The organism is Streptomyces odonnellii, assembly GCF_000981895.1.
GTDB classification, from domain to species: Bacteria; Actinomycetota; Actinomycetes; order Streptomycetales; family Streptomycetaceae; genus Streptomyces; species Streptomyces odonnellii.
Genome location: NZ_LATD01000009.1, coordinates 12,317 through 24,895 on the forward strand (window position 1 = coordinate 12,317; position 12,579 = coordinate 24,895).

General features: G+C 69.8%; 13 protein-coding genes. 2 read left to right on the forward strand and 11 right to left on the reverse strand.

From position 1 onward, the window contains the following. Positions 1-7: 7 nt before the first annotated feature. The 5 genes from kdpB to dut form a co-directional block, all read right to left on the reverse strand. The gene (gene kdpB / locus WH07_RS01530; protein ID WP_046494411.1) at positions 8-2,122 is read right to left on the reverse strand and encodes a potassium-transporting ATPase subunit KdpB; all 2,115 of its coding nucleotides are present in this window, start codon (positions 2,120-2,122) and stop codon (positions 8-10) included. Between the two features lie 26 nt (positions 2,123-2,148). Then, positions 2,149-3,813, reverse strand: coding sequence for a potassium-transporting ATPase subunit KdpA (gene kdpA / locus WH07_RS01535; protein WP_046494448.1), 1,665 nt, complete (start codon positions 3,811-3,813; stop codon positions 2,149-2,151). A 3-nt stretch (positions 3,814-3,816) separates the two neighbouring features. Continuing rightward, positions 3,817-3,906 carry a K(+)-transporting ATPase subunit F gene (gene kdpF, locus WH07_RS36555; RefSeq protein ID WP_046494413.1) on the reverse strand — a complete coding sequence of 30 codons (90 nt, stop codon included), beginning with the start codon at positions 3,904-3,906 and terminating at the stop codon, positions 3,817-3,819. Between the two features lie 440 nt (positions 3,907-4,346). Then, a complete protein-coding gene (locus tag WH07_RS01545; RefSeq protein ID WP_046494415.1) occupies positions 4,347-5,135 on the reverse strand; it encodes a DUF3710 domain-containing protein in 789 nt (262 codons plus the stop codon). A 1-nt stretch (position 5,136) separates the two neighbouring features. Next, positions 5,137-5,661, reverse strand: coding sequence for a dUTP diphosphatase (gene dut, locus WH07_RS01550; protein WP_046494417.1), 525 nt, complete (start codon positions 5,659-5,661; stop codon positions 5,137-5,139). A 130-nt stretch (positions 5,662-5,791) separates the two neighbouring features. Between dut and WH07_RS01555 the strand changes: the two genes are divergently transcribed. Further along, positions 5,792-6,250 carry a DUF3093 domain-containing protein gene (locus WH07_RS01555; RefSeq protein WP_046494419.1) on the forward strand — a complete coding sequence of 153 codons (459 nt, stop codon included), beginning with the start codon at positions 5,792-5,794 and terminating at the stop codon, positions 6,248-6,250. 92 nt (positions 6,251-6,342) lie between these two features. Here WH07_RS01555 and WH07_RS01560 read toward each other — a convergent pair whose 3' ends face one another. The 4 genes from WH07_RS01560 to WH07_RS01575 all read right to left on the reverse strand — a co-directional run bounded on the left by WH07_RS01560 (position 6,343) and on the right by WH07_RS01575 (position 9,863). Further along, complete coding sequence (locus WH07_RS01560) at positions 6,343-7,257, reverse strand: hypothetical protein (RefSeq protein ID WP_046494420.1); 915 nt, start codon at positions 7,255-7,257, stop codon at positions 6,343-6,345. 13 nt (positions 7,258-7,270) lie between these two features. Beyond that, positions 7,271-7,567, reverse strand: a complete 297-nt coding sequence (locus WH07_RS01565; protein ID WP_030350183.1) for a DUF4193 domain-containing protein — start codon at positions 7,565-7,567, stop codon at positions 7,271-7,273. Between the two features lie 404 nt (positions 7,568-7,971). Next, the gene (locus WH07_RS01570) at positions 7,972-9,204 is read right to left on the reverse strand and encodes a sensor histidine kinase (RefSeq protein WP_046494450.1); all 1,233 of its coding nucleotides are present in this window, start codon (positions 9,202-9,204) and stop codon (positions 7,972-7,974) included. Between the two features lie 5 nt (positions 9,205-9,209). Next, complete coding sequence (locus WH07_RS01575) at positions 9,210-9,863, reverse strand: response regulator transcription factor (protein ID WP_046494423.1); 654 nt, start codon at positions 9,861-9,863, stop codon at positions 9,210-9,212. Between the two features lie 317 nt (positions 9,864-10,180). On the opposite strand from WH07_RS01575, the gene WH07_RS40180 reads away from it, so the two are divergent. After that, entirely contained in the window at positions 10,181-10,354 is a 174-nt protein-coding gene (locus tag WH07_RS40180; protein ID WP_169922638.1) for a hypothetical protein, read from the forward strand. 142 nt (positions 10,355-10,496) lie between these two features. Here WH07_RS40180 and WH07_RS01580 read toward each other — a convergent pair whose 3' ends face one another. Further along, on the reverse strand, positions 10,497-11,324 hold the full coding sequence (locus WH07_RS01580) for an inositol monophosphatase family protein (RefSeq protein ID WP_046494451.1): 828 nt from the start codon (positions 11,322-11,324) through the stop codon (positions 10,497-10,499). Between the two features lie 54 nt (positions 11,325-11,378). After that, complete coding sequence (locus WH07_RS01585; RefSeq protein ID WP_046494424.1) at positions 11,379-12,506, reverse strand: ferrochelatase; 1,128 nt, start codon at positions 12,504-12,506, stop codon at positions 11,379-11,381. Positions 12,507-12,579 lie beyond the last annotated feature (73 nt).

Here is a 12,579-nt window from a genome sequence, read left to right on the forward strand (position 1 = left end):
GGCGTGATCAGCCGATTCCAGGGATGAGGGAGATGAGCAGGTCGATGATCTTGATGCCGATGAACGGGGCGATCAGCCCGCCGAGACCGTAGATCCCGAGGTTTCTGCGGAGCATCCGGTCGGCGCTGGCGGGCCGGTAGCGCACGCCCTTCAGGGCGAGCGGTACGAGCGCGACGATGATCAGCGCGTTGAAGACGACCGCGGAGAGGATCGCGGACTCGGGCGAGGAGAGGTCCATGATGTTGAGCCTGCCGAGGCTGGGATAGACCACGGCGAACATCGCGGGGATGATCGCGAAGTACTTCGCCACGTCGTTGGCGATGGAGAACGTCGTGAGCGCGCCCCTCGTGATGAGGAGCTGTTTGCCGATCTCCACGATCTCGATCAGCTTGGTGGGGTTGGAATCCAGGTCCACCATGTTCCCGGCCTCCTTGGCGGCCGAGGTGCCGGTGTTCATGGCCACCCCGACGTCCGCCTGGGCCAGGGCGGGCGCGTCGTTCGTACCGTCCCCGGTCATGGCGACCAGCTTGCCGCCGGCCTGCTCGCGCTTGATGAGGGCCATTTTGTCCTCGGGCGTGGCCTCGGCGAGGAAGTCGTCGACACCGGCCTCCTGCGCGATGGCCTTCGCGGTCAGCGGGTTGTCACCGGTGATCATGACGGTCTTGATGCCCATCCGGCGCAGCTCGTCGAACCGCTCCCGCATCCCCTCCTTGACCACGTCCTTGAGATGGATCACCCCGAGGGCGCGGGCGCCCCGTTCGTCCTCGACGGCCACCAGGAGCGGTGTGCCGCCGGCCTGCGAGATCCGGTCGGTCAGTCCCTGGCAGTCCCGGGCCACGCTGCCGCCGCGCCCGGCGACCCACGCGGTCACCGCGCCGGTGGCTCCCTTACGGACCTGGCGCCGCGTCCCGTCCTCGGTGAGGTCGACACCGGACATCCGGGTCTGGGCGGTGAAGGCCACCCACTCGGCACCGGCCAACTGCCCCTGGTGGCGCTCCCGGAGCCCGTACTTCTCCTTCGCCAGGACGACGATGGAGCGGCCCTCCGGGGTCTCGTCCGCGAGCGAGGAAAGCTGGGCGGCATCCGCCAGCTCCGCCTCGGTGACGCCCGGGACGGGGAGGAATTCGGCGGCCTGGCGGTTGCCGAGGGTGATGGTGCCGGTCTTGTCGAGCAGCAGTGTCGACACGTCCCCGGCGGCCTCGACGGCGCGCCCGGACATGGCGAGGACATTGCGCTGGACCAGCCGGTCCATGCCTGCGATGCCGATCGCGGAGAGCAGCGCCCCGATGGTCGTCGGTATGAGACACACCAGCAGGGCGATCAGCACGATCATCGACTGCCGCTGCCCGGCGTAGACCGCGAACGGCTGGAGGGTGACCACGGCCAGGAGGAAGACGATGGTGAGGGACGCGAGCAGGATGTTCAGCGCGATCTCGTTGGGTGTCTTCTGCCGGGCCGCACCCTCGACCAGCTTGATCATCCGGTCGATGAACGTCTCGCCCGGCTTCGTCGTGATCCTGATGACGATCCGGTCGGAGAGCACCTTCGTACCGCCGGTGACAGCCGAGCGGTCACCGCCCGACTCCCGGATCACGGGCGCCGATTCGCCGGTGATCGCGGACTCGTCGACGGAGGCGACGCCTTCGACCACATCGCCGTCGCCGGGGATGATGTCCCCGGCCTCGCAGACCACCAGATCACCGACCCGCAGGTCGGTGCCGGGTACGCGCTCCTCGTCCGGGCCGATGACACGCCGGGCGACGGTGTCGGTCCTGGCCCTGCGCAGGGTGTCCGCCTGCGCCTTGCCCCGGCCTTCCGCGACCGCCTCGGCCAGATTGGCGAAGACGGTGGTCAGCCAGAGCCAGGCGGCGATCGCCCAGCCGAACCAGTCGCCCGGATGGATCGCGGCGAAGACCGTGGACAGCACCGAGCCGACCTCGACCACGAACATCACGGGCGACTTGACCATCACCCGCGGATCGAGCTTCCTGACCGCCTGCGGGAACGACGTGATCAGCAGACGGGGATCGAACAAGCCCCCGCCCACCCGCGCCTTCCCGCCCGGACCGTGTCCGGGGGATACCGGCGGGTGCGGCGCACGGGACGGAGTGACTGCGGACATCGTGCCCTCTTGCTTCAGACGAGTGCTCATGACGCCAGCCCTTCGGCCAGCGGGCCCAGCGCGAGGGCCGGGAAGTAGGTCAGCCCGGTGACGATCATGATCGTGCCGACCAGTAGTCCGGTGAACAGCGGCTTGTGGGTACGCAGAGTGCCCGCGGTCTCGGGTACGGGCCGCTGCGCGGCCAGCGCGCCGGCCAGCACCAGGACGAACACCATCGGCAGGAAACGGCCGAGCAGCATGGCCAGGCCGATCGTGGTGTTGAACCACTGGGTGTCCGCGTTCAGCCCGGCGAAGGCCGAGCCGTTGTTGTTGGCGGCCGAGGTGTAGGCGTACAGGATCTCCGAGAACCCGTGCGGCCCGGAGTTGGTCATGGAGTTGCCCGGGGTGGGCAGGGCCATCGCGGCAGCGGTGAAACAGAGCACCAGCGCCGGGGTGATGAGGATGTAGCTCGCGGCCAGCTTGATCTCACGGCTGCCGATCTTCTTGCCCAGATACTCGGGCGTACGGCCGACCATCAGCCCGGCGATGAACACCGCGATGATCGCCATGATCAGCATCCCGTACAGACCCGAGCCGGTCCCGCCGGGCGCGATCTCACCGAGCTGCATCCCCAGCATGGTGATACCGCCCCCGAACCCGGTGAACGAGGAGTGGAACGAGTTCACCGCGCCGGTCGACGTGAGCGTCGTGGCCACCGCGAAGATCGACGAGCCGCCGACCCCGAACCGGGTCTCCTTGCCCTCCATCGCACCACCGGCCAGGTCGAACGCCGGGCCGTGGTGGGCGAACTCGGTCCACATCATCAGCCCGGTGAACCCGATCCAGATGGCGGCCATCGTGGCGAGGATCGCGTACCCCTGCTTCACACTGCCGACCATCGTCCCGAACGTCCGCGTCAGCGCGAACGGGATCACCAGGATCAGGAAGATCTCGAAGAGGTTGGAGAGCGGGGTGGGGTTCTCGAAGGGGTGGGCGGAGTTGGCGTTGAAGTAACCGCCGCCGTTGGTGCCCAGCTCCTTGATCGCCTCCTGCGAGGCCACCGCACCGCCGTTCCACTGCTGTGAACCGCCCAGGAACTGCCCGACCTCATGGATCCCGGCGAAGTTCTGGATCGCGCCACAGGCGACCAGCACGATCGCGCCGATCACGGAGAGGGGCAGCAGGATGCGGACGGTGCCGCGCACCAGATCCGCCCAGAAGTTCCCCAGCTCCCCGGTACGGGAGCGGGCGAAGCCCCGTACCAGCGCCACCGCCACGGCCATGCCGACCGCGGCGGAGACGAAGTTCTGTACGGCCAGGCCACCGGTCTGCACGACATGGCCCATGGCCTGCTCGCCGTAATACGACTGCCAGTTCGTATTCGCGACGAACGACGCGGCGGTGTTGAACGCCTGGTCCGGATCGATCGACGAGAAGCCCAGCGACCCGGGAAGAACCCCCTGCACCCGCTGGAGCAGATACAGGAACAGCACGCTCACCGCGGAGAACGCGAGGACGCCACGGAGATAGGCGGGCCAGCGCATCTCGGTCGCGGGGTTCGCGCCGATCGCGCGGTAGATCCACTTCTCGACCCGCAGATGCTTCGTCGAGGAATAGGTCCGGGCCATGTAGTCGCCCAACGGGCGGTACGCCAGACCCAACGCGACAACCAGCGCCAGCAACTGAAGCACACCGGCGAGGACGGAGCTCATCACTCAGAACCTCTCCGGGAAGAACAGCGCCAGGACGAGATAACCCAGCAGGGCGACCGCCACCAACAGCCCGACCACGTTCTCGGCCGTCATAGCTTCGCCACCCCCCTGGCGATCAGGGCCACCAGCGCGAACACCGCGATCGTGGTGACAACGAAGGCCACATCGGCCACCGCGCACTCCTAGAAGAGTCGGGAAAAACTGACTCCCTGAGGAAACCGGCTGATCCGCCCGGTCAGGCTCGCGTTGACGGGTCCCATACGGCCGGTGCCACGGGCTTGACGGACTTCATATGGCCGCGGCCGTGCCTTGTGATGTGCCGCATACGGCAAGGCATCCGCCATGGCTCGCAGGCGCCACGGCGTTCGGGCAAACGAAAGGCCGGTAGGGGTGCAGACGAAAGGCCGGTGGGCCGCTTCCCCGTCCAGGGATGCGGCCCACCGGCCTTGTCGCTCAGGTCTGTGCCGGTCAGGTCCGTGCCAGTGCGGTCGGTGCCGGTCCGGTCCGTGTCCGGCCGGAGCGCCGACGGAGGCTCAGCGCACCTCGGTGATCTCGGGACCGCGCTGAAGCTGTCCCATTCCACCGGAGAAGCGCGAGCCCTCCTGCTCGTCCTGCTGGACGCCCTCGGCCACCATCTGCGCGTCGTCCGGCAGCTTGAGGACGATCGGGTCCCTGGGCGCCATCGGCCCCTCGCCCCGTACGACCACGGTGTCCCGGAAGATCTGCTCCAGCAGCCCAGCGGCCGCGGGCTGTACCGCGCCCTGCCCGGAGATCACACCGCGCAGGAACCAGCGCGGTCCGTCGACGCCGATGAAGCGCACGAGCTGCACGCCGCCGGTGCCGTCCGGAAGCTGTACGGGAACCTGGGCGCGCAGCTCCCAGCCCAGCGGCCCCTCGACCTCGTCGATGATGCCGCCCTGCCGGGTGATGCCGGAGGCGATCTCCTCGCGGACCTCGCCCCAGATGCCTTCCTTCTTGGGCGCCGCGAACGCCTGGAGCTGTACGGCGCTGTCGCGCACCACGACCGTGGCGGCGACGATCGCGTCACCGGCGACTTCGACGCGCAGCTCCATGCCCTCGACCCCGGGAACGAAGATCCCGCCCAGATCGACCCGGCCCTCCCCGGGCCTGGAGACCTCGGAGATGTCCCAGGGCCCGTCCGGCCTGGGGGCCGGCGGAAGGTTCACCCTGCGGGGCGCGGCCACCCCTTCGGAGGCCGTGTCGGCACCGGCGTCACCGGCATCGTCGGTGAACTGCTCGGCCTCGCCCGCTGCGTCCGCCGCGTCCGCTGCGGAACCACTCTTCTTGCGACGTCCGAACACGTCACTGTCCTTCCCGGTCGGATACGACCGAAGCGTATCGATTCCCGCCCTGTACGCCGCCCACGGCGGCATGACCGCCGGTGGACCCGAAGCCCCCGTCGCCCCGCGCCGACCCGGGAAGCTCCGCCACCTCGTGGAAGCGGACCTTCTCGACCTGCTGGACGACCAACTGGGCAATCCGGTCGAACCGCTCGAACCGAACGCTCTCGCGCGGGTCCAGATTGACCACGATCACTTTGATCTCTCCACGGTACCCGGCATCCACCGTCCCCGGGGCATTCACCATGGCGACGCCGCAGCGGGCCGCCAGTCCGGAGCGCGGGTGCACGAAGGCGGCGTACCCGTCGGGCAGGGCGATGGACACTCCCGTGGGCAGTACGGCCCGCTCCCCGGGGGCCAGTTCGGCGGCCTCGGTGGTGACCAGATCGGCCCCGGCGTCGCCCGGATGCGCATATCCCGGAAGCGGAACCTCCGGATCAAGGCGGCGGATCAGTACGTCCAGGGGGGCAGCGGGGGTACGGCTCATGGGTTCACCTCGACGGCGCGGGCGCGCCCGGCCTGGTCCGGGAGGCGTCCCCGGGGGTGGCGCGCTGCTCACAGGCGCAGACCTTACCCGCGCGGTCGCCCGGCTTCCGCACCATGCCAAGCTTGGCTCCATGGAGCCTTCCGCCGCGAGCTACGACGAACGTCTCACCGCCCCTCCCTCCTGGTGGGCCGTAGCGGCCCTCGTCGCCGTGGCGGGGGGTCTGATCACGCTGCCGCTGGGGCCGTTGCCGCTGCTCGGCGGGGTGATCGGCGCGGGAGCGCTGGCGGCGGCCGGGGTCAGTTCCTACGGCTCGGCGCGGATCAGGGTGGTGGCGGGCTCGCTGGTCGCGGGCGATGCCCGGATCCCGGTCTCGGCGCTGGGCGAGGCCGAGGTGCTCGACGCCGAGGAGGCGCGGGCCTGGCGGCTGCACAAGGCCGACCCCCGGGCGTTCATGCTGCTGCGCAGCTATGTGCCGACGGCGCTGCGGGTGGAGGTCACGGATCCCGAGGACCCGACTCCGTACGTCTATCTGTCGACCAGGAACCCGCAGGGTCTGGCGACGGCGCTGAACGCGGTACGGACGGGCTGAGCGCGACGACAACGCCGAGAGGCGCGGCCCGCCGCGGAAGCGGCTGATGTCACTGCGGGCACGCGCGCCCGGCAGGATCCACAAGACAGGCCCTAGCTCTCCAGTTCCTTCGGCAGCTCCGCGGGGAGTTCCTCCGGCCGCTCCAGCGGGGGCAGCTCCGGAAGCGCGTCCCAGGGGATCTGGCGGGTCCGCAGGTCCTTGCGGACGTGCTCGGCGACCTTCTTGGTGTCCCGCCGGTTCATCATCGCGCCGACGGCCGCCCCGATCATGAAGGGGACCAGGTTGGGCAGGCTGCGGACCGTGCGCTTCATGATCTGCTGGCGCAGCTCGCGCTTCATGCGCCCGCCCAGCGCGCCGTTGAAGGTCGACGGCTTGGTGACATCGACCCCGCGCTCCTCCGTCCAGGAGGTCAGATAGGCGGCGCTGCGCTGCTTGAGCGCGCCCGGCGGGCGCAGTCCGTAGACCTCGTGCAGCTCGGCTATGAGCTTCAGCTCGATCGCGGCGACCGCCGTGATCTCGGCCGCCAGCTCGGCGGGCATCGCGGGCGGTACGGGCAGCATCGCGGCCGCGCCTACACCCGCGCCGACCGTGGCACTGCTGTTCGCCGCGCCGGCGACCAGTTTGTCGGCCAGTTCCTCGGGGCCGAGGCCGGGGAACTGGCCGCGCAGGGTCGCGAGGTCACGGACGGGTATCCGGGGCGCGTTCTCGATGATCCGGTCGGCGACATATCCCAGCGCCGCCTTGGCACCCGCGCCGCCCTTCCGCACACCCCGTTTGACGGCGTCCAGCCGCCGGCCCCCGGTCACGGGGCCGCCGTGGTCCTCCTGGGCTGCTTCGAGCGAGGCCGGGAGGCCTCGCTCGTCGTCATGTGCGCCGTGCTGGGGCAGGAGAGCGGAGTGCTCGGCAGCGGGCTGAACGCCTTCTGCCGGGCCCGAGCCGCCCCGATACGCCTCCGGTGCCCTCTCGCGCCGGAAGCGTCGTTTCCGAAACGGTGTGTCGCCTGCCACGGCCGACCCGACCTCAGTCGCAGTCGCGGCAGATCGGCTGACCGTTCTTCTCCCTGGCGAGCTGGCTCCTGTGGTGCACCAGGAAGCAGCTCATGCAGGTGAACTCATCGGCCTGCCGGGGCAGCACCCGGACGGACAGCTCCTCGTTGGAGAGATCCGCGCCGGGCAGTTCGAGCCCTTCGGCCTGCTCGAACTCGTCGACGTCGACCGCCGAAGTCGACTTGTCGTTCCGACGGGCCTTCAGTTCCTCAAGGCTGTCCTGATCGACGTCGTCATCGGTCTTGCGTGGGGTGTCGTAATCCGTTGCCATGTCGCTCTCCCCCTCTGGGTGTCTGTGGTGTCTCCAGCGCACGTAACGCGTGAGAGGCCGGACTTGTGCCCGACCTGAGGCGGAGATTTTGCCTCACATCAAGGTCTGTTACTCAATCGACACCCAACCGGACCCCTGTGGAGTGATCGGCTTCGGGTGGCGAAGGGGACCGTACACGGTCCCGCTGTTGTGCCTCACGGGCGCCACCCCGTGTACTTCCCGTGATCCCGGCCCCCGGAAACCCGGACGATACCGGCTTTCCGATGAAGGCCTGATCACGCAGAGTGGATAGGCGTGAATTCGCCCTTGTGATCGATCACACACGGATTCGCCGGAAATCCGTCCCGGAAATTCCGCGCAAAGCGAACAAAGGCAGCTGCTCCCCGGATACCGCGCGCAGCATCTCAGACCGGGAGAGTGACACGCATCACCAGTCCCCCGCCCTCGCGGGGTTCCGCGAAGATCCTGCCGCCATGGGCGCGCGCCACGGACCGCGCGATCGAGAGACCGAGGCCGACCCCCTTGTCGCTGCCCGTACGCTCCGTACGCAGCCGCCGGAACGGCTCGAAGAGGTTGTCGATCTCGTACCCCGGGACCACCGGGCCCGTATTGGACACCACCAGGACCGCCTGGCCCTGCTGGACCTCCGTGGAGACCTCCACCCAGCCGCCCTCGGGGATGTTGTACCGCACGGCGTTCTGCACCAGGTTCAGCGCGATCCGCTCCAGCAGCACCCCGTTCCCCTGGACGACCGCCGGCGAGCACTCCGTACGGATCTCGACGCCCTTCGCCTCCGCCTCGCCGAGACACTGGTCCACACCGCGGGTGGCGACCTCCGCGAGGTCGACGGGTTTTCGCTCGACGATCTGGTTGTCGCTGCGGGCGAGCAGCAGCAGGCCCTCCACGAGCTGCTCGCTCCGCTCATTGGTGGCCAGCAGCGTTCTGCCGAGCTGCTGGAGTTCCGCGGGCGCCCCCGGATCGGAGAGATGGACCTCCAGCAGGGTGCGGTTGATCGCGAGCGGTGTGCGCAGCTCGTGCGAGGCGTTCGCGACGAACCGCTGCTGCGCGCTGAACGCCCGCTCCAGCCGGTCCAGCATCTCGTCGAAGGTGTCCGCCAGCTCCTTCAGCTCGTCGTCGGGACCGTCCAGCTCGATCCGGCGCGACAGGTCGGAGCCGACCACCCGGCGCGCGGTACGGGTGATCCGGCCCAGCGGCGACAGCACCCGCCCGGCCATCGCGTAACCGAACGCGAAGGCGATGACGCTCAGGCCGACCAGCGCGAACAGCGAGCGGCTGAGCAGATCGTCGAGCGCCTGCTTGCGCTGGTGGTTGACGCAACTGTTCATGGCCGCGTTGAACTGCTCCGGTGGCGCCTGGTCCGGGAAGTTGCAGACATCGCTGCTCACCTTGCCGGTCACGATCTTGAAGGGCAGCTCACTGCCCACGTGCAGCGCCTGCGCGGCCAGCAGATAGATGATCGAGAGCAGCAGGATGCCGGCGATCAGGAACATCCCGCCGTACAGCAGCGTCAGACGTATCCGGATGGTGGGGCGCACCCAGGGCAGCGCCTGGTCGGGCCTTCTGGGGTCCCAGGTGGGCTTGGGCGGTGCCGCGGGCGGCATCGGGGTCGCGGCCACGGGCATCAGATCCGGTACCCGGAGCCGGGCACCGTGACGATCACGGGCGGCTCGCCGAGCTTGCGGCGCAGGGTCATCACCGTGACCCGTACGACATTGGTGAACGGGTCGGTGTTCTCGTCCCAGGCCTTCTCCAGGAGCTGCTCGGCCGAGACGACCGCGCCCTCGCTGCGCATCAGGACCTCCAGCACCGCGAACTCCTTGGGCGCGAGCTGGATCTCCCTGCCCTCGCGGACGACCTCGCGGCGGTTGGGATCGAGCTTGATGCCCGAGCGCTCCAGGACGGGCGGCAGCGGTACGGTCGTACGCCGGCCGAGGGCCCGCACCCTGGCGATCAGCTCGGTGAACGCGAAGGGCTTGGGCAGATAGTCGTCCGCGCCCAGTTCGAGGCCCTCGACCCGGTCGCTGACATCGCCCGAGGCGGTGAGCATCAGGACCCGGGTGGGCATCCCCAACTCGACGATCCTGCGGCAGACGTCGTCGCCGTGGACGAGGGGGAGGTCCCGGTCGAGCACCACCACGTCGTAGTCGTTGACCCCGACCCGTTCCAGGGCGGCGGCGCCGTCGTACACCACGTCGACGGCCATGGCCTCCCGGCGCAGTCCGGTGGCCACCGCATCGGCGAGCAGTTGCTCGTCCTCGACGACGAGTACACGCACGTCGCAGTCCTTCCTCTGGGCCCGTCACCCCGGAGCGGGGCAGGTTGTAGCACTGGCTGTGCGGCCCCATCCTGCCCGTTACGGCCATAAACCGGCGGTAAGACGATGCCGGGTGACCTGGGACATCCGGGAATGGAACGGATTGTTTGACGCGTTGAGGTTTCTCGGAGTCGGCCCCTGGGGAAGACGACTTCACACCCGAGATCACGCCCTGTTTGTGGCACGCCACACCCTTTCTGTCATCCAGAGGCAGTGGGTGCGTGATCTACCCGCCGTCGGCACACCCCCGTGCCACTGACCCACGACGAGGGGGCGCAATGGACGCGTTCACCGCCGGGCTTCTGCAGCGTATAAAGGCCACGGAAACGGATCTCAACCGAGCCCGGGAGACGGGCGACGACTTCCTCGTGGATGTCGATCAGGAAGAGCTGGAAGACCTTCGCCGGCTTGCGGCCGAGCACGGTGTGGAGGTCGGCGCGGCAAGCGCCTGACCGCATGCCTTGGCCCTATTCAAATATCAGAGCTGTGACAACGACCTAGTGAGAAGGGCCCCGGCGCCGAGGGGACGGCGCCGGGGCCCTTCCGTACGACCGGCCGCGCCGCCGGACCGTACCCGGCGGGGCCTACGGCTCCCTAGTCGTGCCAGGCGCCGTACTCGTCCAGCAGGCCCTGGAGGGGCTCGAAGACACCCGGGGTGGCCGCCACCGTGAGTTCGAAGCTCGGGCGGGCGCCGGGGCGTCCGCCGGTGAGCGCGCCCGCCTCGCGGGCGATGAGATCGCCGGCCGCGAAGTCCCAGGGGTGCAGCCCGCGCTCGTAGTAGCCGTCCAGCCGGCCCGCCGCCACATCGCAGAGGTCGGTGGCCGCGGAGCCGCCCCGCCGGATGTCGCGCAACTGCGGGATCAGCCGCTGGGCGATCCCGGCCTGGTGGGCGCGGACGGCGGTGACGTAGTTGAAGCCGGTCGAGACCAGGGCGCGGTCCAGCGGGGGCGCGGGGCGGCAGTGGACAGGCCGGTCGTTGAGGAAGGCGCCGCCACCGCGCACGGCACGGAAGGTCTCGCTGCGCATCGGGATCGCGACGACTCCCGCGAGGGTCTCGCCGTCGCGTTCCGCGGCGATGGAGACGGCCCAGGTGGGCAGTCCGTACAGATAGTTGACGGTGCCGTCCAGCGGGTCGATGACCCAACGGATGCCGCTGCTGCCCGTCGAGCTGGCGCCCTCCTCGCCGAGGAAACCGTCGTCGGGGCGGCGATCGGAGAGAAGGCCGGTGATCAGCTTCTCGGCGGCGATGTCCATCTCGGTGACGACATCGATGGGGCTGGACTTGGTGGCGGCGACGGCCAGATCGTCGGGGCGGCCGTCGCGCAGCAGCTCGCCCGCGCGGCGGGCGGCTTCCAGCGCGAGGGCGAGCAGCTCGGCGGTCAGGGCCTCATCGGGCCGGCCGGTGACAGGCCGGTCGGTCACAGCGGGCGGGGCGTCGGTGGCGGCGGGTCGGGTGTCGGTCACGTCGGGGCTCCTTCAGGCGTACGGGCTGTCGGCGCCCGCGGCGGCGGGCCTGGGGGCACGGGCCGGGCAGCAGCCGACCGGGCAGAGGTCATGGCTCGGGCCGAGCGCGCCCAGCGCGCAGCGCTCCGGCGACTGCCCCCGCTCGGTGGCGGCACGCTCCAGCACCAGGTCGCGGACGGCGGCGGCGAAGCGCGGGTCGGCGCCCACCGTGGGCGAGCGGCGGACGGGCAGCCCCAGCTCCGCGGCCTTGGCGGTGGCCTCGGTGTCGAGGTCGTACAGGACTTCCATATGGTCCGAGACAAAGCCGATGGGGGCCATCACGACCGCCGGGACGCCCTCGCCGTGCAGCGTCTCCAGGTGGTCGCAGATGTCCGGCTCCAGCCAGGGGATGTGCGGGGCGCCGCTGCGGGACTGGTAGACCAGCCGCCAGGGGTGCTCCACGCCCGTCTCCTCCCGTACCGCCTCGACGATCAGCCGGGCGGTGTCGAGGTGCTCGGCCACATACGCGCCGCCCTCGCCGTGGTCCTCGGCCGGTCCCGAGGTGTCGGCCGACGCGACCGGGATGGAGTGGGTGGTGAAGGCGAGGTGGGCGCCCGCCCGTACCGGCTCCGGCAGATCGGCGAGCGAGGCCAGCACGCCGTCGATCATGGGGCGCAGAAAACCGGGGTGGTTGAAGTAGTGCCGCAGCTTGTCCACGCGCGGCGGTTCGAGCCCCTCGGCGGCCAGGGCGGCTAGCGCCTCGGCGAGGTTCTCGCGGTACTGGCGGCAGCCCGAGTACGAGGCGTACGCGCTGGTCGCGAGGACGGCGATCCGGCGCCGGCCGTCCAGGGTCATCCGGCGCAGGGTGTCGGTCAGATACGGCGCCCAGTTGCGGTTGCCCCAGTAGACGGGCAGATCGACACCGTGCTCGGCGAAGTCCTTGCGCAGGGCGTCGAGCAGCGCGCGGTTCTGTTCGTTGATCGGGCTGACCCCGCCGAACAGGAAGTAGTGCCGGCCCACTTCCTTGAGCCGCTCCTCGGGGATCCCTCGCCCCCTGGTCACGTTCGCCAGGAACGGAATCACATCGTCCGGGCCTTCGGGGCCGCCGAAGGACAGCAGGAGCAGCGCGTCATAGGGGGAAGTCTCAAGCTGTTGGGGCATGTTTCGATCCTGCCATCCGCTCCGCCCGTGATGTGCGGCGGCGGTGGCCGGCGGACATACGCACGGTGGCCGT